This window comes from Microbacterium sp. TPD7012, from assembly GCF_003075395.1.
GTDB lineage: Bacteria > Actinomycetota > Actinomycetes > Actinomycetales > Microbacteriaceae > Microbacterium.
On sequence record NZ_QDFV01000002.1, the window covers coordinates 329,098 to 348,245 of the forward strand.

Consider the following 19,148-nt stretch of genomic DNA (forward strand, 5'->3'; position numbering starts at 1 on the left):
CCGGCGTCACAGCTTGCTGGGAATCGGCGCGTTTGTCAACAAACGAAACTAACGCGGTCTAGAAGCGCAGGACCGTGCGGATGCCGAGAACCGCGGCCGCGCGCGCCCATTCGTTGAACTGGAAGGGCTGCACGTCGAGCTCGAGCGGCTCGGATCCCGCGCTGAGGACCCCGTCGATCGCGGCACGGATCTCGGGCTCCGCCAGCTCCCACACCGGCAGCCCGTCGCCGGTCAGGATGATCTTCTGCGGATCGATGCCGTTGGCGACGGTCGCGATGAGTACGCCCAGTGCGGTGCCGGCGTCGCGGAAGGCCTGCAGAGCTGCGGGATGCCCGTGGCGGGCATGCGCGACCGCCTCCGGGTAGTCGGCGGCGGCTCCCTGCAGCGATCGGACGATCCACTCGTTGGTGAGGTAGACCGACGCGCACCCACGGTGGCCTTCGGGGCAGAAGGGGCCGGCGCCGTCGATCTTCAGATGGTCGAGGCGACCCGCTCGGCCATGGAATCCGGCGACGAGGCGATCGTCGATCACGAGGCCGAGACCGATGCCGGCGCCCACCGTGATGAGCGCCAGCGACGGGCATCCGGCCCCGGCGCCGAACCAGTGCTCGGTGGCGGTGAGCGCACGGACGTCGTTCTCCGTGGCTATCGGAATGCCCAGTTCGGAAGTGAGAATCTCGGCGAGCGGGACATCCTTCCACCCGAGGAACGGCGAGTCGACGACGAGCTGCCGGTCCTGGGTCAGATCGCCGGCGACGCACACCCCGCCGGCGACGATGTCGTCGAACTGCTCCGAGAAGCCGGTGAAGATCTCCGCGATCCTGGCCACGACGTCGGCCACGTCTCGCGACTCGAGCGCCTCCTCGGCGGTCGCGACCTCGTGCGCGCCGAGATCGACGACGGCGGCGAAGATCGCGTCGCCGGTGAGCTTGACGCCGAAGAAGTGTCGGGCTTCCGGTGCGATGTCGAACAGCTCGCTCGGGCGGCCCGTCCATGCGCGCTGCTCGGTCGCCCCCTCGATGATCAGACCGTGGTCGAGGAGGTTGCGGGTGATGCGGGTGAGGCTGGCACGGGAGACACCCAGGCGACGGGCGATCTCGGCGCGGGGGAGCGGCCCGTGGATGAGGACCTCGCGCAGCGTCTCACGCTCGCCGTGATTCAGTTTCGGCCAGGCGGGGGCCTCGACGTTTGCGGGTGCGGAACTCTTCGGCATGACGGTTCTCTCTTCGTTCACCCCCATCATGCCGTACGAAGAATTCGCGAAGTTAGTTTCACTTGTTGACAAACGCGGCGGGCGACGGCAATCTAGGTGAGCCGGCATTGTGACCGGTCCCGATGCCGGAGAGTCCGGCGCACACAGCAATCAAAGGAGATGTTGATGCGCACTCATCGACCGCTTGCCGCCGCCGTGGCGGGACTTGCCATCATCGGTGTCGCCGGCCTGGCCGGCTGCTCAGGTTCCGACGCGAACAGCGACGGCCCGGTGCAGCTCGAGTACTGGGCGTGGGCCTCGAACTCGCAGGACGTCGTCGACCAGTGGAACAAGGAGAACCCCGACATCCAGGTCAAATACACCGATGCCGGCGGCGGGACCGACTCCTCGGCGAAGCTACTGACGGCCAACCGCGCGGGGAACGCACCGGACGTCGCGCTCGTCGAGTACACGACCCTCCCCGCCATGATCGTGGCAGACGTTCCCGCCGACATCACCGAGTACGTGAGCGACGTCGAGGACGCCTTCACCGAGGGGACCTGGGCGCAGACCACCTTCGGCGGCGTCGTGTACGGCATCCCGCAGGACGTCGGGCCGATGGCGAACGTCTACCGCGCCGATCGCTTCGCGGAGCTCGGCGTCACGCCGCCGAAGACCTGGGCCGAGTTCCGGACGGCCGCCGAAGCCATCAAGGCCGCCGATCCCGCGACGGTGATCGCGACCCTCCCGCCTGCCGAGTTCGGATTCTGGGCGGGCGTGTCGACCCAGGCCGGTGCCCAGTGGTGGTCGAGCGAGGGTGACGAGTGGACCGTCGGCATCGCCGACGAACCGTCTCTCGAAGTCGCCGACTTCTTCCAGGCGCTCGTCGAGGACGGGCTGGTGAGCACGGACCCGCTGCTGACGCCCGAGTACAACGCCGCGCTGAACAACGGCACGATGCTCTCCTGGCCCTCGGCGGTCTGGGCGCCCAGCGTGATCGAGAACGTCGCGGCCGACACGAGCGGCGGCTGGGAGATGGCTCCGCTCCCGCAGTGGACCGAAGGCGATGCGGCCGTGCCGTACCAGGGCGGATCCGCTCTCGTGGTCACCACGAGCAGCGACCACCCCGAGGAGGCCGCGAAGTTCGCCAAGTGGCTGAACGCCTCGGAAGAGGGCAACGACCTCATGATCAACACGCAGTCCCTGTATCCGGCGGCGATCGCCGGCCAGGAGATGACCGAGAGCAACGATCCTCCGGCCCTGATGCCGCAGCAGACCGACTTCTACAGCGTCGCGGCCGAGATCTCGGCGGACACGATCCCGGTCACCTGGGGCCCGAACGTCAATCTCGCACGCACGGTGTTCGCCGACGAGCTGCAGAAGGCCATCGACAACGGCACTCCCTGGCGTGACGCCTTCATCGCCACTCAGAAGGCCGTGATCGACGACATGGTCAAGAGCGGTTTCACCGTCACGAACGACTGACCGGTGAGGGGTGCCGACATTCTCGGCACCCCTCCCGCCGGCCGACCGCAGACAGAAGCGAGGCAGGAATGACCACCGCAACCCCGCGACGAGCCGCGACGGCGGCCGCATCGTCGAAGCCCAGACGGGCGAGGTCGAATCGACTCGCGCCCTATCTGTTCACGACGCCCGCGATCGTGCTCTACATCGTCTTCACGGTGATCCCGGTCGCGTATGCGATCTGGCTGAGCCTGCGTGCCTACCGGGTGACGGGAGGGGCGCTCGGCCGCAAGCAGGACGTGTTCGTCTGGTTCGAGAACTATCTCGCCGTGCTGCAGGACGAGACGTTCCTCGCCGGGTTCGGAAGGCTGCTGATCTACGGGGTCATCGCGATCCCGCTGACGCTCGGCCTCGCGCTGCTCTTCGCTCTCCTGCTCGACGCGCCGGCGGTGCGCGCCAAGCGATTCAGCCGGACGGCGATCTTCATCCCCTATGCGGTTCCCGGCGTCGTCGCGGCGCTCCTCTGGGGCTTCATGTACCTGCCGAGCACGAGCCCGTTCTCCTTCCTGACCAAGGCGGCGGGCCTCGGCCCCATCCCGTTCCTCGAGGAGTCGGGCATCTTCGGTTCCCTCGCGAACATCGCGATCTGGGGCGGCGTCGGCTTCAACATGATCATCATCTACACCTCGCTGCGCGGCATCCCCGCCGACATCTACGAGTCGGCGCGGCTCGACGGCGCGAACGAGCTGCAGATCGCGTGGCGGATCAAGATCCCGCTGGTGATGCCGGCGCTCGTGCTCACCGGGTTCTTCTCCCTCATCGGAACCATCCAGCTCTACAGCGAGCCGGCGACCCTGCGGCCGATGACCAGCACGATCTCGGCGAGCTGGGTTCCCCTGATGGCCATCTACCGCGATGCGTTCGGCACGGACAATCTGCCGCAGGCAGCGGCAGCGTCCACTCTTCTCGCGGTCGGCACGGTGCTCGTGTCGGCGCTCGTCCTCCGGCTCGTGAACCGCCGACGGAACGGAATGGAATCATGACCTCCACGATGACGCGATCGATCGTGCTCGGCGACGAGAAGAACCGCTCCGCGCGCTCCCGGCGAGCCGGCGAGCGCAGCCGTCAGGGCGGCTGGGGCGTGCTCCCGACGATCGTGCTGATCGTCGGCGCGATCTACTGCCTGATCCCGGTGGCGTGGGTCTTCACCGCGGCGACCAAGTCCCGCAGCGAGCTCTTCACCACGTTCACCTTCGCGCCGGGAAGCGGCCTCTGGGAGAACCTGGTCGAGGTGTTCACCTATGAGGACGGCCAGTACCTCCTCTGGTGCCTCAACTCCCTGCTCTACTCGGGCGTCGCCTCGGTCCTCTCCGTCTTCGTCTCGGCGATGGCGGGCTTCGCTCTGGCGAAGTACAGCTTCCGCGGACGGAACGCGATCTTCTTCGGCTTCCTCGTCGGCATCCTCATCCCGGGCATCGTGCTGGCGGTGCCGCAGTACCTGCTGATGTCCACCGTGGGGATCACCGGGACGCAGTGGTCGGTGCTGCTGCCGAGCATCGTCAGCCCGTTCGGGATCTACCTCTGCCGGGTCTATGCGATGTCGGCCGTCCCGCAGGAGACCCTCGAGGCCGCCCGCATCGACGGCGCCGGTGAATGGCGCATCTTCCGGATGATCGTGCTGCCGCTGATGGTGCCCGGCATGGTGACCGTTTTCCTCCTGCACTTCATCGGCACGTGGAACAACTTCCTGCTGCCGTACATCATGCTCTCGGATCAGGACCTGTACCCGCTCACCGTCGGCCTGTTCACCCTGCTGTCGAAGGGCTCGGGCAGTCCTGCGCTGTACTCCGTGGCGATCACCGGCGCAGCGATCTCGATCATCCCGCTCGTCGCTCTCGTGCTGTCGCTTCAGCGGTACTGGCGTCTGGATCTCGTGTCGGGAGGGATCAAGGGATGACAGTGCCCGAGGCGATACCCGCGCGCGTCCTGCCTCCGCTCAGCGTCGGAGCGAGCCCGCTCGGCGGAGCCGCGACGACCTACGGCTACGACGTCGAGGAGACCGTCGCGATCCGCACCGTGCAGCACCTCCTCGCGAGCCCCGTCCGTTCCATCGACACCTCCAATCAGTATTCCGGCGGAGAGAGCGAACGGCGCATCGGCCGTGCCATCGAGGCATCCGGGGGGCTTCCGGACGACTTCGTGCTCGCCACGAAAGCCGACCCGCTTCCCGGCGACACCAGCTTCTCGGGCGAACGCGTGCGCCGCTCCTTCCTGGAGAGCACGGCGAGGCTGGGCGGTGCCCGCTTCGGCGTCTTCTACCTGCACGACCCCGAGTGGTTCGACTTCGACACGATGGTCGGCCCCGGCAGCGCCGTCGAGGCGATGGTCGACCTCAAGCGGGAGGGTCTCGTCGACGCGATCGGCGTCGCGGGCGGCGACCTCGGGGAGATGCGACGGTACGTCGATCTCGGAGTCTTCGACGTCGTGCTCAACCACAACCGCTACACGCTGCTGGATCGGTCGGCGGGATCGCTCATCGACCACGCGATCGAGAGCGGGGTCGCGTTCGTGAACGCGGCCCCGTACGCGAGCGGCATCCTCGCGCGTCCTGCTGCCGCTCGACCCACGTACCGTTACCGGCCACCCAGCTACGAGATCGTCGCGACGACGGCGCGGCTGCGAGAGGCCTGCGCGCGCCACGACGTGCCGCTGCCGGCCGTGGCGCTGCAGTTCTCCACGCGGGACACGCGCATCGCCTCCACGGTGGTCGGCGTCTCCGCGCCACAGCGCGTCGACGAACTCGTCGAGAACGACCGCATCCGCGTGCCTGCGGATCTCTGGAACGAGGTCGCGGACATCATCGACACCGACCTCTCCCATCTCTCCACCTGAAGGACGACGGATGCCGAACACGCAGTACTCACCAGGGCGGTTCCTGTTCGGGGGCGACTACAACCCCGAGCAGTGGTCGCGCGAGACCTGGGCCGAGGACATCGAGCTGATGCGGCGCGCCAAGGTGAACACGGTCACCATCGGCGTCTTCTCCTGGGCCATGCTCGAGCCGCGCGAGGGCGAATTCGACGCCGCCTGGCTCGACGAGGTGATCGCCGGCCTCGACGCCGCCGGCATCGGGTTCTTCCTGGCCACGCCGACGGCCTCGCCGCCCCCGTGGTTCACGGTCGCGCACCCTGATGCGCTGCCGATCCGCGCCGACGGCACCGCGGTCCTCCACGGCTCGCGCGACACGTACGCGATCAGCGCCCCGGCCTATCGCGAGGCGGCTCGTCGCATCGCCCGGTTCCTCGGCGAGCGGTACGGCGCGCACCGTGGCCTGCAGGGCTGGCACATCCACAACGAGTACGGCACCGTCGACTACGGGCCGCACGCCGCTCGCGCTTTCCGCGAATGGTTGCGGGCGAAGTACGGCTCGCTCGACGCCCTCAACGCCGCGTGGTACACCGCCTTCTGGTCGCAGCGGTACGGCGACTGGGAGCAGATCCTTCCCCCGCTCCAGACGCAGTACCTGCACAACCCGGCGCACCTCGTGGACTTCCGTCGCTTCAACTCCGACGAGATGCTCGCGGCCTACCGCGAGCAGCGGGCGGAGATCCGCGCCACGGGTTCGACGGCGCCGATGACGACGAACTTCATGCTGCCGACGTGGAACTTCCTCGATCAATGGTCGTGGAGCTCGGAGCAGGAGGTCGTGTCGATCGACCACTACCTCGACACCGACGGCCCCGACGGAGAGGCGCATGTCGCCTACGGATCCGACCTCACCCGGTCGTGGGCGGGCGGGCCGTGGGTGCTGATGGAGCAGAACGCGACCGGCATCCGCGTCGGCGAGCAGACGCTCACCAAGCAGCCCGATCGGATGATCCGCAACTCCCTGGGATACATCGCGAGGGGATCGCAGAGCTCCCTGTTCTTCCAGTGGCGGGCATCCGCCGGCGGGTCCGAGCTCTGGCACGGCGCGCTCGTGCCGCATGCGGGGGCCGATTCCCGGGCCTTCGAGGCGGTCGTCGAACTCGGCGACATCCTGGAGAAGATCGCCGAGGTGGCGGCTCCGCCGGAGGACGGCCCCGTGACCGAATCGCAGGCGGCGATCGTGTGGGATGCCGAGGGCTGGTGGTCGCTCGAGACCCCGCACCTCCCGAACGACGCGATCACCTACTCGGACGAGGTGCGCGCGGCGCACCGGGCGCTGTGGCGCGGCGGGCATTCCGTCGACTTCGTGCGCCCCGGAGCCGACGTGTCCGCATACCGGATGCTCGTGGTCCCCGCGCTGTACGCGATCACCTCTGCGACCGCGGAGTGGCTCGAGGAGTATGTGCACGCGGGCGGGCACCTGGTCGTGACGTTCGCGACCGGACTGGCGGACGAGAATCAGAGAATCGTGACCGGGGGCTACCCCGGGATGCTGCGGTCGCTGCTCGGCGTCCGCGGCGAGCAGATCTTCCCGCGCGCCGACGGCGATCACGTGTCGCTCAGCAACGGCATGACAGGCGGTTCCTGGACGGAGCTGCTGCGGACCGAGACAGCCGACGTCGTCGCACGCTACGAGACCGGGCCGCTCGCCGGCATGCCTGCGATCACTCGACGCGCGCACGGAGAGGGCGCCGTGACGTACGTCTCGACGAAGCTCGAGCAGGAGTCGCTGGACGGGTTCCTGGCCGAGATCGCCGCACGATCGGGGGTCGAGCAGCTGTTCCCCGAGGCGCGTGAGCTCGGTGTCGAGGCGGTCCGCCGCCGTGGTGCAGCCGGGGACTATCTGTTCCTGCTGCACCACGGAGAGCACCCCGCCCGCGTCGTCGGCGAGGGCACGGATCTGCTCACGGGCGCGTCCGACAGCATCGTGCTGGAGCCGGGCGGGGTCGCGGTCATCCGGGAGCGTTCGCGCTCCTGGTCGATCAGTCCGGCGTCGAGCAGCTGACGCGTCGCGTCCCTGTGTCGCCTCGCGGTCAGAGCACCGGCGCGAAACGGATGCCGAGCCCGGAATGCGGCGCCTCGGTCAGGTAGCCGTCGGCGATCCGCACGGGCGCGGGGTCGGCCAGGGCACCGAGCGCGCCGAACCCGGCATCCTCCACATCCTCCGCCCAGGGGTCTCCGTCCAGCGTGATCGCGAGCTGCCCGGAGAGCTCGGGGAGCAGGTGCGGGTGCACCGCGACGCCGTGCTCCGCGGCGAGTTCCGCGATGCGCAGGAAAGGCGTGATGCCGCCGACGCGGACGATGTTCGGCTGAAGGATCTGCGCGGCGTCCGCACGGAGGAAGTCGGCGAAGCGGTGCGCGGTGTGGATGTTCTCCCCGACGGCGACGGGAACGTCGATACGGCGCGCCAGTTCGGAGTGCGCAGCGAGGTCGTCGGCCCGCAGCGGTTCCTCGATCCAGGCGGGGTCGAAGGCCGACAGCGCCTCGATCGCCGTCGTCGCACGCGCGAGATCCCACCGCTGGTTCGCATCGATCATCAGCGCGCGGTCGGGGCCGAGCAGCTCGCGCACACCGGCCACACGGTCCACATCCTCGGCGAGATCGGGCCCTCCCACCTTGATCTTCACGGCCGGGAAGCCGGCATCGATCCAGCGCTGCACCTGCGCGAGCAGCTCGTCCTGCGAGTAGTGCAGGTTCACGCCTGACCCGTACGCCCGTACCCGGTCCCGCCGCCGGCCGATCCGTGCGGAGACCGTCACGTCGTCGGCGCGGGCGGCGGCATCCCAGAGTGCGAGGTCCAGTCCGGCGAGCGCGATCGTCGTGATCCCGCCCCCGCCCGCTTCGTGCAGATGCTCCCAGGCGCTCTGCCAGATTTCGCCGGGGCCCGCCGAGCGTCCGAGGGCGAACGCGGTGATGTCGTCCGCGAGCAGAGAGTGCACGGCCGAGGCCCCGATCTGCGGGGTCCACGAGAACCCCCAGCCCTCGGCGCCGTCGGAGCGGACCATGTGCGTGGCGATCACCCCGACCGAGGTCACGTCGGCTCCCCAGGGTCGGGTCAGGGGGATGCGCTGAAGGCGTGTCTCGAACCGCTCGATCGTGGTCACAGGAGCGCGCGTCCTGCCGCCAGGATCTCGCCGAGCCGCGCCTCCTGATCCGGTGTCGGGTCGACGAGCGGAGCCCGCACCGAGCCGACCGGAACGCCGGAGAGACGCAGACCCGCCTTGATCAGGGAGACTCCGAAACCGGGAGTCTCGTCCCGCAGCGCGACGAGCGGACGGTAGAACCCGTCGAGGATGCGGAGTCTGCGCTCCTCGTCGCCGTCGACGTAGGCCCGGTAGTAGGCGTTCGCGACCTCGGGGATCATCGCGAACGCGGCCGAGGAGTACAGCGGAACGCCGATGCCCCGATAGGCGGCCTGCGTGAGCTCGGCGGTGAGCAGCCCGTTGAAGAGGGCGAAGTCCGTGCGCCCGGATTCGGCGATCGCGCGCACGATGAGCTGCGTCGTGCCGATGTCTCCGGTGCCGTCCTTGAACCCGACGACCTTCGGGTTCTGCGTGAGCCGGCGGATGCCGTCCACGGTGAACTGCGCCGTGGCGCGGTGGTAGACGATGACGGGGAGCGCGGATGCCGCGGCGATCTGCTCGACGTAGGAGACGAGGCCCTGCTGGGTGCCCCCGACGAGATACGGCGGCAGCACGAGCAGTCCGTCGGCGCCGGCATCCGCCGCCGCGCGAGCGACCTCGAGCGCGTGGCCCAGAGGGCCGCCGGAACCGGCGATCACCGGCACCCGTCGCTGCACCGCCTCGACGGACGTCCGCGTGACCGACGCGGCCTCGGACGCCGACAGCGCGTGGAACTCTCCGGTGCCGCATGCCGGGAACACCCCGCCCGCTCCGGCGGCGACGCCCGCGTCGACGTGCGCGCGGAGCAGATCGTGGTCGACGGCACCGCCGGCGTCGAAGGGGGTGACCGGGAAGAAGAGGATGCCGCGGAAGTCCATCAGAGACCTTTCGTGGGGAGGGATGTCGAGGGGGCGAGCTCGCTGCGCCACGTGCGCGTCGGCCACCAGCCCAGCAGCCGGTGGGCCTTCGCCGAGCTGAAGGCGGATGCCGTGCCGTCGAGGGCTTCAGCGGCCGGCGCGGCTCCGGGGTGGAACCGGGGGATCAGCTCGCGGAGCGGCTGGCGGGCGAGAGCGTCGTCGGCCCCGACGAAGAAGACCTCGCCGTTCGGGATGTCGTCGAGTCCTCGCACCAGCGTGTCGGCGAAGGTCGCGACGTCGCGCGCGTCGACGTAGTTGAACAGGGCGGGTGCGGCGAGCGCCGGGTCATCGAGCCGCTCCCGCACCGTGTGCCCCTGCTGGGTCGGAGCACCGGCCCATTCCTCTGGCGCGATGACGTAGCAGGGGCGGAACGCCGCGAACCGGGTGCTGTCGCCGGTCTGACGCCGCAGCATCCCGATCGTGTGCTCGATCACCAGCTTCGAGAGGCCGTAGGCGTTCCAGGGCAGGGTCGGCGATTCCTCGTCGAGCGGGAGCCGTTCGGGCGCCCACCCGGCCGGCGCGCCGTAGCCGATCACCGTCGGGCTGGACGCCGCCACGATCCGCGGGACACCGGCCGTCACGGCGCCACCCAGCACCGACATGGCCAGGGCGGCGTTGGTGCGCAGGATCTCGTCCTCCGGTGCGCTGAACGGCACCGCGATCGCGGCGAGGTGGATCACGGCATCGGCGCGAGCGGCGGCGAGGACATCGACCGTGGCGCCGGCGTCGACGAGATCGACGGCGACCTGCTCCACGCCGTCGCGGTCGAGCGACGACGTCGGGGTGCGATCGAGCGAGACCAGCTCGTGCCCGGCACCCGCGAGATCGGAGACGAGGGAACGCCCGAGTCGTCCGGAGCCGCCGGTGACGACGATCCTCATGACGATGCGCCGATCGACGGGGGAGAGCTCTTCGCCATCGCAGGACCTCCAGGAAACGTTTTCTCATCTCACGCTAACACAGCGGTCTGGCCGGGTGGCAAGGAAGTCGCTGCGGTCAGTGCGCGACGTGAGCGGTGCTCGCGCGGACGACCATCCGCGGCACGAGCGTCTGCCTGCCGGGGGCGGCATGCCCTTCGAGCTGCTCGTGCATCGCCTGCCACGCACGCGCTCCGAGTTCGTGCGCCGGCACGGCGGACGTGGTCAGCGGAGGGTGGGCGTGTGCGGCGAAGGGGATGTCGTCGAAGCCGACGACCGAGATGTCGGCAGGGACCAGGATGCCGCGATCGGCGAGCGCGGTGAGCAGCCCCATCGCGACCAGGTCGTTGAAGGCCAGAACGCCCGTCGCCCGCGAATCGACGACGGCATCCGCCGCCGCGCGACCGCTCTCGAAGTCGACGCCGGTCGGGATCTCGAGAACCTCGATCTGCGGATGGTCGACCCGAGCGCGGGCGATGGCCTCTCGCCGCGCGTGGTGCGACGCGCTGCGGGTGCTGCCGGCGAGATACGCGAGGCGCGTGTGACCGAGCGCGCGCAGGTGCTCGATCTGCTCGCCGAGTGCCGCGCCGTAGTCGGCGGCGATCACCGGGATGTCGGGGAGCTCCTCGCGATTGATGACGACGGCGGGGGAGACATCGGCGAGCAGGTCGGTCAGCTCGTCCGCGGGCATCCGCGGCGAGCACAGCACCAGGCCGTCGGTGCGCAGCCGTGTGGTCCGGGCGAGGGCGCGCTCGCTGTCGAGATCCTCGACCGAGTCGGCGATCAGCACGTGATAGCCGTCGGATGCCGCGGCATGGCTGAGTCCGCGCAGGATCGCCTGGAAGGTGGGATTCTCGAGGTCGGGGACGACCACGGCGACCGTCTGCGTGCGCCCCAGCACGAGGCTGCGCGCGACGGGATTCGCGGTGTACCCGAGCTCGGCGGCTGCGGCCTTGACGCGCGCGACCAGGGCGGGGTCGACCGTGGGGTTGTCGTTCATCGCCCGCGACACGGTCGACAGGGAGACTCCCGCGAGCCGGGCGACGTCGGTGATCCGAGTCCTCCGGCTCGACCGTGGCATCTCTCTCCCTCTGCGCGCCCGCGAATCGTCACCGGGCGGCGAACCAGGCCATCCTAGCGAGGGCTGTCCAGCGGCGGCTTCGGCTGAGATCGCGAGCGGAGCCGGGCGAGACCTCCGACGAGAAGGGCGACGGCGGCCCAGAGCACCAGCGCGGTCAGCGCCACGTCGCCGGTGAACGCGAGCCAGTCCACCTGGGTCGGCACCGGCTCGACGCGGTCTCCCACGACGGTGACGTCGACGGGCAGGTCGGTGTACCCGAAGCGCGACAGATCCTGGTGGTACCAGGGAAGCGGCCAGCCGAAGGCGACATCGGCGAACCCGGACTCCGTGCGGACGGTGACCGGAAGCCCGATGGTCACGGTCCAGGCGATGGCGGTCGACGCGGCGATCAGTCCCAGCGCGGGGACGACGGCGCCGCTCCATCGTCGCTTCTCCATGCGGACGCCTCCCGGTTCGCTCTCCCGATCGACAGTAGCCAATCTCGTTCGCGGCGGACGTCGGGGCCGCGGTGCTGCCTGACTGTCGATGAGATTCGTGGTGTCAGGACGTAGTGGCACGTCTCCGCCTGCGCGTGTCCTGCTTCACTGAGGTCGACCACCCCCGACGACCCCGAGGTGAAGAATGACCATCACTGACACGTCCGCCGCCTCGACGACGGCATCCTCCGTTCCTGTGATCGCGCATTGGATCGATGGCGCGCTGCGGCCGTCGGAGTCGGGGCGGACCGCTCCGGTCTTCAACCCGGCGACCGGTGCGGTGCAGGCGCATGTGGCGCTGGCGGATCAGGCCGAGATCGATGAGGCGATCGCGTCGGCGGAGGCGGGATTCCGGGTGTGGTCGGGGTTCTCGATCGCGAAGCGGCAGTCGGTGCTGTTCGCGTTCCGGGAGATCCTGAACGCCCGCAAGCAGGAGCTGGCGGAGCTGATCACTTCCGAGCACGGGAAGGTCGTGTCGGATGCGATGGGGGAGATCCTGCGTGGGCAGGAGGTCGTGGAGCTCGCGACGGGATTCCCGCACCTGATCAAGGGCGCGTTCAGTGAGAACGCGTCGTCGGGCATCGACGTGTACTCCCTCAAGCAGCCCTTGGGCGTGGTGGGGGTGATCTCGCCGTTCAACTTCCCGGTGATGGTGCCGCTGTGGTTCGTGCCGATCGCGATCGCGGCCGGCAACGCGGTGGTGTTGAAGCCGTCCGAGAAGGACCCGTCCGCCGCCCTGTGGCTCGCACGGGTCTGGCAGGAGGCCGGGCTTCCCGATGGCGTCTTCACGGTGCTGCAGGGGGACAAGCTCGCGGTCGACGGGCTGCTCACCTCTCCCGTCGTGCAGTCGATCAGCTTCGTGGGGTCGACGCCGATCGCGCAGTACATCTACGAGACCGCGTCGAAGCACGGCAAGCGGGTGCAGGCCCTCGGTGGGGCGAAGAACCACATGCTCGTGCTGCCGGATGCCGACCTCGACCTGGTGGCCGACAACGCCGTGAACGCCGGCTACGGCGCGGCGGGCGAGCGCTGCATGGCGATCAGCGTGGTCCTGGCCGTGGAGCCGGTCGCGGATGATCTGATCGCGAAGATCACGGACCGCATCGCGGCTCTGAAGATCGGGAACGGCGCCGGCGTCGACGGCGTCGAGCCCGACATGGGCCCGCTGATCACCGACGTGCACCGCGACAAGGTCTCCTCCTACGTCGACATCGCCGAGGCCGACGGGGCGAGGATCGTCGTCGACGGCCGCGGGTTCACGGTCGACGGTCACGAGGACGGCTTCTTCTTCGGCCCGACGCTGATCGACGGCCTCCCCACGACGTCGCGCGCGTACACGGAGGAGATCTTCGGGCCGGTGCTCTCCGTCGTCCGGGTCGCCTCGTACGACGAGGGCCTCGCCCTGATCAACTCGGGCGAGTTCGGCAACGGGACGGCGATCTTCACGAACGACGGGGGCGCGGCCCGCCGGTTCCAGAACGAGGTGCAGGTCGGGATGATCGGCATCAACGTCCCGATCCCCGTCCCGGTCGCGTACCACTCGTTCGGCGGCTGGAAGAAGTCGCTGTTCGGTGACGCGAAGGCCTACGGTGTGCACGGCTTCGACTTCTTCACCCGCGAGAAGGCCGTCACCGCCCGGTGGATCGACCCCGCCACCCGCAACGACTCCGCCCACACCGGCATCAACCTCGGCTTCCCCCAGAACAACTGAGCCCTTCTTCTCGGCGAGAGAGGAGGAGGGGGGATCAGCGCTGCGTGAGCTGCAGGGCGCCCCAGAGCTCGGCGCGCGCCGCGAACGTGTCGAGGTCGAGCGCGAGCAGCGCGCCGGCGGCATCGACCCTGGCGCGCAGGGTGTGCCGATGGATGCCGAGCGCCTTGGCCGCGGGATCCCACGCGCCGTTGTGCTCCAGCCAGACCTCGAGGGTGCGCCGCAGGTCAGCCGGGTCGTTGGCGCTCTCGAGCGGCAGCAGCATCCGTCTCGCGATGTCGTGCGCCTGCGTGTGCTCCAGGTGTCCGAGCAGTCCGGCCCCGGCGATGTCGTCGAACTCGGCGATCGGCTCGTGCGGCGTCGTCCGGGCCAGCGCCCGCTCGGATTCGGCCATCGCCTCGGTCAGCCGGTCCCAGCTCGCGGCCGCCGAGAAACCCGCGGCGACGCCGTGGCGATTCAGCAGCGCGAGCAATCCGGCTCTGCCGTCGTCGGGCGTGACCGTCACGACACGGTCGCCGCGCTCCGCGAAGAACACCGCTCCACGGCTCTCGACGGCGAGCAGCTCCAGGGCGGAACGCAGGGCCTGCGCGCCGCCCTCCGCGTCGTCCGGCAGGGCGATGCCGCCGACCCGGAGAGGGCCGTCGGGGAGCGGCCCCCACAGGTGCGCCACGGTGCGCTGCGCTACCGCGGTGATGCCGGCCATGAGCAGCTCGAGCACGCCGGAGCGCAGGCGCCGCCGCGCGTCGTCGAGCGTGCGGCTCTGTTCGAGAGCGATGCTGGCGAGCGCGATCACCGCATCGACGAGGTCGGCGCGTGCCCGATCGAGAGCCCCTGTGCCCGTGCCGACGGCCAGGATGCCGCGCAGATCTCCGCGCTGACCGAGCGTCTGCAGCGTGACCTCGTCCGCTCCTGTGACGCTGAGCCGCACGGCCGCCGTGCGGCTGCGCGCGAGCATGCTCGCCACGGCATCCTGGATCTCGGGTGCCATCGACGACGGGATCTCCCGCAGCGTCGGCACCTTCACGCGCGCGCCGGAGGCGTCGAAGAGGGCCACCCAGCAGTCCAGGTTGCGCTCGAGCTCGCGGAGGATCTCGGCGAGTCCGTCGGGCCGCAGGGCCGCGCGGGCGACCGAGCGCTGCGCGCGCAGCGATCGCTCCAGCATCTGCCGGTCGTCGTCGGCCACCGCGTCGGAGATGAAGCGGATGATCCCCATGAACGGGGTGTCCCTCGGGACCTCGAGCAGAGGGAGGCCCCGGGCCGCGGCGGCCTCGGTCAGCTCGCTCGGGATGCGCTCGTGCACGATCCCGGTGGCGAATCCCAGCGCGAGCACGCCGTGATCGACGAGCCGCTGCACATAGGGGTGCGCCGGCTCGGGGTCGGGTGCGTCGAACTGCACGCCGTCGGTCAGCAGGAGACCCCCCGAGTCGAGCCAGGGGGTCGGATCGGGGAGGTCCGAGTTGTGCGCCCACAGAACGGCCTGCGCGAGCAGGGCGTCGTCGACGCCGCTGACCGGACGCAGGTCGAAGCGCGACTCGTTCAGCAGGGCGCGGAGGGTGGCGGGCACTCCCGCATCCTGTCCGATGCCGTTCTGTCCGTCAAGTGGTCGGTTGGTAGACGGATTGTCGCGAGTTCTCCGCGCGCCCACCTGAGATGATCGGGGTGCCGCCGACTTCGAAGGGCTCTCCATGACGACCAGCACCCCCTCCGCCTCGACCCTCACCAACGCCGAGGTGTCGAACGCCGACCGCTCGCGGGTGTTCCACTCGTGGTCGGCCCAGGGTTCGCTCGCGCCGATGGCGATCGCCGGTGGCTCGGGCACCACGGTGTGGGATGCCGACGGCAATCAGTTCCTCGACTTCTCGAGCCAGCTCGTCAACGTGAACATCGGGCACCAGCATCCGAAGGTCGTCGCGGCCATCCAGGCGCAGGCGGAGGTGCTGACGACCGTCGCTCCCGCACACGCCAACGCCGTGCGCGCCGAGGCCGCGCGGCTGATCGTCGACATCGCTCCCGAGGGATTCGAGAAGGTGTTCTTCACCAACGGCGGTGCCGACGCAAACGAGAACGCGATCCGGATGGCCCGCCTGTTCACCGGGCGCGACAAGGTGCTCTCGGCCTACCGCTCGTACCACGGCAACACGGGAGCCGCCGTCGTCGCGACCGGCGACTGGCGCCGCATCCCCAACGAGTACTCCCGCGGGCACGTGCACTTCTTCGGGCCGTACCTGTACCGCTCGGAGTTCTGGGCGACGACGCCCGAGGAGGAGTCCGCCCGCGCGCTGCACCACCTCGAGCGCGTCGTGCAGGCCGAGGGCCCCGACAGCATCGCCGCGATCCTGCTCGAGACCGTGCCCGGGACGGCCGGCATCCTCACTCCGCCGCCCGGCTACCTCGAAGGCGTGCGCGAGATCGCCGACCGCTACGGCATCCTGCTGATCCTCGACGAGGTCATGGCGGGCTTCGGCCGCACCGGCGAGTGGCTCGCGCTCGACGCCTTCGGCGTGCGCCCCGACCTCATCACCTTCGCGAAGGGCGTCAACTCCGGCTACGTGCCGATCGGCGGCGTCATCATCCCCGGTGAGATCGCACACCACTTCGATGAGCGCGTCTTCCCCGGAGGGCTCACCTACTCCGGCCACCCGCTCGCGGCCGCCAGCGTCGTCGCGACGATCGAGGCCATGCGCGAGGAAGGCGTCGTCGACAACGCGAAGCGCATCGGCGCCGAGGTCATCGGACCGCGCCTCGAGCAGCTCGCGGAGAAGCACGACGTCATCGGCGAGGTCCGCGGCAGCGGCGTCTTCTGGGCCGTCGAGCTCGTCGAGGACCGGGAGACGCGGGCCCCGCTGCCGGCGGCCTCGATCGGTGCGCTCAAGAGCGATCTGCTCGCGCGCGGTCTGCTGCCGTTCTTCGCCGACAACCGCCTCCACGTCGTTCCGCCGTGCGTGATCACCGCGGAGGATGCGACACGGGGCCTCGACATCGTCGACGAAGCGCTCGCCGCCTTCTCGCGCTAACCCCGCGTCAGACCTTCTCGGTCTGCACCGAGCGGGCGATGCCGACCGCCTCGCACTCGGTGGTCTCGTTCGCGACGCCGAAACGGATCAGGTCGTGGGAGTCCGTCCGGTAGTCGGGCGGCGCGGTCGCGAGAGCGGAGGCCTCCAGCAGGATGAACTCCGCTGAGGAGCCCACCACCCGCAGGGCGCCCGCGGGAAGGCACTGCGCGACGAACTGGAACTCGCCGAGTCGCTGGTGGATCGTGGCTCCCGTGATCGACCAGGCGGTGAACTCGTTGGCCATCGCGGTGCAGATCCAGTTCTGCTGCGCCACGCCGGTCACGCGCAGCAGCGCGGTGTTCGCACGCAGGCGCTCGGCCTGCCGCAGCTCGAACAGGATGCCGACGGTGCCGGTCATGACGTCGACGAGGATGCGGGTGACCTGCGCGTCGACGAAGAGCTCGGTGTGCAGGAACGGGTTCTCGGCATCGTCGAGGTCGGGTGCCCGGAAGGGGACGCCGGCGAGCACATCGTTCACCTTCATGTTGCTTCGCCTTCGCCGTTTTCCCCAGGAACATCAACATTAGCCGTCCCTTGTTCACAGTTGGCTGATCGAGTGTGATGAATGCCCTGGCCGATCGGATCCGACCAGAATGATCGGGTGACGAGGTGCGTCCGGCACCGACGATGGTGAGGAAAGGAGGACCTCATGATCGGCACGCTCAATGCCCTGATCGATCTCGTCGACGCCGATGCGAGCGAGGAGATCGACGTCGTCGGGTTCGCCCGCGAGCACGGCACGACCGAGTACCACCTGCGTCGGATGTTCTCGGCACTGGCGGGGATGCCGCTCTCGGAGTACGTGCGTCGGCGGCGGATGACGCTGGCCGGCGCCGAACTCGTGGCCGGCGCCGCGAACATCCTGGATGTGGCGGTGCGCCACGGCTACGGCTCGATCGAGGCGTTCGGCCGCGCGTTCCGCGCCGTGCACGGGATCGGCCCGACCGATGCGCGTCGAGACGGGGGTCCTCTCCGCACACAACCCACGCTCCGGTTCCGCCTGAGCGTCGAAGGGAGAACCCCGATGGATGTCACCATCACGCAGCAGCCCGAGCTCGTCCTCGCCGGTCATTCGGCCGAGGTCCCGCTCATCCACGAGGGCGTCAACCCTCACATCCAGCAGCACATCGCCGCCATCCCGCCGAGCGAGCACGCTCGCCTCAAGGCGCTCGGCGACGCCGAGCCGAGCGGCATCCTGGCGGTGACCGCCGATGTCGAGCCCGACGCGCCGGAGGGCAGCATGCTCACGTACCTGCACGGGGTCGCCCTGCAGGCGTCGACGCCGGTGCCCGACGACCTCGACGCCATCCGCCTCGAGGCGGGTGCGTGGGCGGTCTTCGCGTCGAGCGGCCCGTTCCCCGAGACGCTGCAGAACCTGTGGGCGGCGACGGCGACCGAGTGGTTCCCGTCGAACCCCTGGCGGCTGCGGCCCGGTCCGTCGATCGTCCGGTATCTGGAGTTCACCGGGACGACCGCGTCCTGCGAGCTCTGGCTGCCGGTCGAGCAGGGCTGAGCACCCGGCCGGGCCGGGGAGCGCGATCACCGCGGTCCCCGGCCCGATGTCGGCGGGCCCTGCCACACTGGTGGCACGAACACGGAGGCGTGCCATGGCGATCGATCCCAAGAAGACACTCGACGCGTATCAGGCGAAGCGCGGCGTGATCCGCCTGGTCGAGGTGCCGCCCCTGCAGTATCTGATGGTCGACGGCACCGGCGATCCCAACACGGCGCAGGCGTATCGGGATGCCGTGACGGCGCTGTTCCCCCTGGCCTATACCCTGAAGTTCGCGAGTCGCGAGAAGCTCGGCATCGACACCGTGGTGATGCCGCTCGAAGGGCTCTGGCATGCGCCCGACATGGAGTCGTTCACCTCGCAGCGCGACAAGTCGGCCTGGTTCTGGACCCTCATGATCATGGTCCCCGACCACGTCACCCCCGAGATGTTCGCCGATGCGGTCGCGAGCGTCGAGACGAAGGCGGTCAAGAAGAAGGAGCAGCCGTCACCCGCGCTCCCGTCGGTGCGCCTCGAGACGCTCGCCGAGGGGCTGAGCGTGCAGACGCTGCATGTCGGACCGTTCGACGACGAGGGACCGGTGCTCGACGACCTGCACCATCGCTTCATCCCCGAGAACGGGCTGGAGATGACCGGGCTGCATCACGAGATCTATCTGAGCGACATGCGTCGCGTCGAGCCGTCGAAGCTGCGCACGATCCTGCGGCAGCCGGTGGTGAGAATCGACGGATCGGCGGGCGAGTGAGCCGGTGGCGAGGAAGGCAACCCCCTCGGCAC

17 protein-coding genes are annotated in these 19,148 nt (G+C 69.6%); 9 read left to right on the top strand and 8 right to left on the bottom strand.

What is annotated here, in order from left to right; all coding sequences use genetic code 11:
- Nucleotides 1–58: 58 nt before the first annotated feature.
- Nucleotides 59–1,213, bottom strand: a complete 1,155-nt coding sequence (locus DC434_RS05535) for an ROK family transcriptional regulator (RefSeq protein ID WP_116634288.1) — start codon at nt 1,211–1,213, stop codon at nt 59–61.
- 165 nt (nt 1,214–1,378) lie between these two features.
- Here DC434_RS05535 and DC434_RS05540 point away from each other — a divergent pair, with 165 nt between their 5' ends.
- The 5 genes from DC434_RS05540 (at nt 1,379) to DC434_RS05560 (ending at nt 7,589) form a co-directional block, all read left to right on the top strand.
- Nucleotides 1,379–2,677, top strand: coding sequence for an extracellular solute-binding protein (locus DC434_RS05540; protein WP_116634289.1), 1,299 nt, complete (start codon nt 1,379–1,381; stop codon nt 2,675–2,677).
- A gap of 68 nt (nt 2,678–2,745) precedes the next feature.
- Nucleotides 2,746–3,699 carry a sugar ABC transporter permease gene (locus DC434_RS05545; protein WP_116634290.1) on the top strand — a complete coding sequence of 318 codons (954 nt, stop codon included), beginning with the start codon at nt 2,746–2,748 and terminating at the stop codon, nt 3,697–3,699.
- The gene (locus DC434_RS05550) at nt 3,696–4,613 is read left to right on the top strand and encodes a carbohydrate ABC transporter permease (protein WP_243408825.1); all 918 of its coding nucleotides are present in this window, start codon (nt 3,696–3,698) and stop codon (nt 4,611–4,613) included. Before DC434_RS05545 ends, DC434_RS05550 begins: the two co-directional genes overlap by 4 nt.
- Nucleotides 4,610–5,548 carry an aldo/keto reductase gene (locus tag DC434_RS05555; RefSeq protein ID WP_116634291.1) on the top strand — a complete coding sequence of 313 codons (939 nt, stop codon included), beginning with the start codon at nt 4,610–4,612 and terminating at the stop codon, nt 5,546–5,548. The genes DC434_RS05550 and DC434_RS05555 overlap by 4 nt, the downstream gene beginning before the upstream one ends.
- Nucleotides 5,549–5,558: 10 nt before the next feature.
- Nucleotides 5,559–7,589 carry a beta-galactosidase gene (locus DC434_RS05560; protein WP_116634292.1) on the top strand — a complete coding sequence of 677 codons (2,031 nt, stop codon included), beginning with the start codon at nt 5,559–5,561 and terminating at the stop codon, nt 7,587–7,589.
- A gap of 28 nt (nt 7,590–7,617) precedes the next feature.
- Here DC434_RS05560 and DC434_RS05565 read toward each other — a convergent pair whose 3' ends face one another.
- From DC434_RS05565 to DC434_RS05585, 5 genes are all read right to left on the bottom strand, one after another.
- Complete coding sequence (locus DC434_RS05565; protein ID WP_243408827.1) at nt 7,618–8,688, bottom strand: mandelate racemase/muconate lactonizing enzyme family protein; 1,071 nt, start codon at nt 8,686–8,688, stop codon at nt 7,618–7,620.
- The gene (locus DC434_RS05570) at nt 8,685–9,584 is read right to left on the bottom strand and encodes a 5-dehydro-4-deoxyglucarate dehydratase (protein ID WP_116634293.1); all 900 of its coding nucleotides are present in this window, start codon (nt 9,582–9,584) and stop codon (nt 8,685–8,687) included. Before DC434_RS05570 ends, DC434_RS05565 begins: the two co-directional genes overlap by 4 nt.
- Nucleotides 9,584–10,504 (bottom strand): NAD(P)-dependent oxidoreductase, encoded by a 921-nt coding sequence (locus tag DC434_RS05575; RefSeq protein ID WP_116634294.1) that lies wholly within the window; start codon nt 10,502–10,504, stop codon nt 9,584–9,586. Before DC434_RS05575 ends, DC434_RS05570 begins: the two co-directional genes overlap by 1 nt.
- 115 nt (nt 10,505–10,619) lie before the next feature.
- On the bottom strand, nt 10,620–11,621 hold the full coding sequence (locus DC434_RS05580; protein ID WP_116634295.1) for a LacI family DNA-binding transcriptional regulator: 1,002 nt from the start codon (nt 11,619–11,621) through the stop codon (nt 10,620–10,622).
- Nucleotides 11,622–11,674: 53 nt separating this feature from the next.
- Nucleotides 11,675–12,058 carry a hypothetical protein gene (locus tag DC434_RS05585; protein WP_116634296.1) on the bottom strand — a complete coding sequence of 128 codons (384 nt, stop codon included), beginning with the start codon at nt 12,056–12,058 and terminating at the stop codon, nt 11,675–11,677.
- Between the two features lie 184 nt (nt 12,059–12,242).
- On the opposite strand from DC434_RS05585, the gene DC434_RS05590 reads away from it, so the two are divergent.
- Nucleotides 12,243–13,808 carry a CoA-acylating methylmalonate-semialdehyde dehydrogenase gene (locus DC434_RS05590; protein WP_116634297.1) on the top strand — a complete coding sequence of 522 codons (1,566 nt, stop codon included), beginning with the start codon at nt 12,243–12,245 and terminating at the stop codon, nt 13,806–13,808.
- A gap of 34 nt (nt 13,809–13,842) precedes the next feature.
- Here the strand turns inward: DC434_RS05590 and DC434_RS05595 are convergent, their stop codons facing one another.
- The gene (locus tag DC434_RS05595) at nt 13,843–15,369 is read right to left on the bottom strand and encodes a PucR family transcriptional regulator (protein WP_165808003.1); all 1,527 of its coding nucleotides are present in this window, start codon (nt 15,367–15,369) and stop codon (nt 13,843–13,845) included.
- Between the two features lie 121 nt (nt 15,370–15,490).
- Here DC434_RS05595 and DC434_RS05600 point away from each other — a divergent pair, with 121 nt between their 5' ends.
- Nucleotides 15,491–16,819 carry an aspartate aminotransferase family protein gene (locus tag DC434_RS05600; RefSeq protein ID WP_116634299.1) on the top strand — a complete coding sequence of 443 codons (1,329 nt, stop codon included), beginning with the start codon at nt 15,491–15,493 and terminating at the stop codon, nt 16,817–16,819.
- 7 nt (nt 16,820–16,826) lie between these two features.
- Here the strand turns inward: DC434_RS05600 and DC434_RS05605 are convergent, their stop codons facing one another.
- Nucleotides 16,827–17,342: a hypothetical protein gene (locus DC434_RS05605; RefSeq protein ID WP_116634300.1), complete on the bottom strand. Its 516-nt coding sequence runs from the start codon at nt 17,340–17,342 to the stop codon at nt 16,827–16,829.
- A gap of 165 nt (nt 17,343–17,507) precedes the next feature.
- On the opposite strand from DC434_RS05605, the gene DC434_RS05610 reads away from it, so the two are divergent.
- Both DC434_RS05610 and DC434_RS05615 read left to right on the top strand, forming a co-directional pair.
- On the top strand, nt 17,508–18,371 hold the full coding sequence (locus tag DC434_RS05610; RefSeq protein ID WP_116634301.1) for a GyrI-like domain-containing protein: 864 nt from the start codon (nt 17,508–17,510) through the stop codon (nt 18,369–18,371).
- Between the two features lie 94 nt (nt 18,372–18,465).
- Nucleotides 18,466–19,116, top strand: coding sequence for a GyrI-like domain-containing protein (locus DC434_RS05615; RefSeq protein ID WP_116634302.1), 651 nt, complete (start codon nt 18,466–18,468; stop codon nt 19,114–19,116).
- The last annotated feature ends 32 nt before the right edge of the window (nt 19,117–19,148 follow it).

Excerpts from the sequence above, each read along its gene's own strand:
- DC434_RS05535 (WP_116634288.1), bottom strand. The coding sequence starts at position 1,213 with ATGCCGAAGAGTTCCGCACCCGCAAACGTCGAGGCCCCCGCCTGGCCG.
- DC434_RS05540 (WP_116634289.1), top strand. The coding sequence starts at position 1,379 with ATGCGCACTCATCGACCGCTTGCCGCCGCCGTGGCGGGACTTGCCATC.
- DC434_RS05545 (WP_116634290.1), top strand. The coding sequence starts at position 2,746 with ATGACCACCGCAACCCCGCGACGAGCCGCGACGGCGGCCGCATCGTCG.
- DC434_RS05550 (WP_243408825.1), top strand. The coding sequence starts at position 3,696 with ATGACCTCCACGATGACGCGATCGATCGTGCTCGGCGACGAGAAGAAC.
- DC434_RS05555 (WP_116634291.1), top strand. The coding sequence starts at position 4,610 with ATGACAGTGCCCGAGGCGATACCCGCGCGCGTCCTGCCTCCGCTCAGC.
- DC434_RS05560 (WP_116634292.1), top strand. The coding sequence starts at position 5,559 with ATGCCGAACACGCAGTACTCACCAGGGCGGTTCCTGTTCGGGGGCGAC.
- DC434_RS05570 (WP_116634293.1), bottom strand. The coding sequence starts at position 9,584 with ATGGACTTCCGCGGCATCCTCTTCTTCCCGGTCACCCCCTTCGACGCC.
- DC434_RS05575 (WP_116634294.1), bottom strand. The coding sequence starts at position 10,504 with ATGAGGATCGTCGTCACCGGCGGCTCCGGACGACTCGGGCGTTCCCTC.
- DC434_RS05580 (WP_116634295.1), bottom strand. The coding sequence starts at position 11,621 with ATGCCACGGTCGAGCCGGAGGACTCGGATCACCGACGTCGCCCGGCTC.
- DC434_RS05585 (WP_116634296.1), bottom strand. The coding sequence starts at position 12,058 with ATGGAGAAGCGACGATGGAGCGGCGCCGTCGTCCCCGCGCTGGGACTG.
- DC434_RS05590 (WP_116634297.1), top strand. The coding sequence starts at position 12,243 with ATGACCATCACTGACACGTCCGCCGCCTCGACGACGGCATCCTCCGTT.
- DC434_RS05600 (WP_116634299.1), top strand. The coding sequence starts at position 15,491 with ATGACGACCAGCACCCCCTCCGCCTCGACCCTCACCAACGCCGAGGTG.
- DC434_RS05605 (WP_116634300.1), bottom strand. The coding sequence starts at position 17,342 with ATGAAGGTGAACGATGTGCTCGCCGGCGTCCCCTTCCGGGCACCCGAC.
- DC434_RS05610 (WP_116634301.1), top strand. The coding sequence starts at position 17,508 with ATGATCGGCACGCTCAATGCCCTGATCGATCTCGTCGACGCCGATGCG.
- DC434_RS05615 (WP_116634302.1), top strand. The coding sequence starts at position 18,466 with ATGGCGATCGATCCCAAGAAGACACTCGACGCGTATCAGGCGAAGCGC.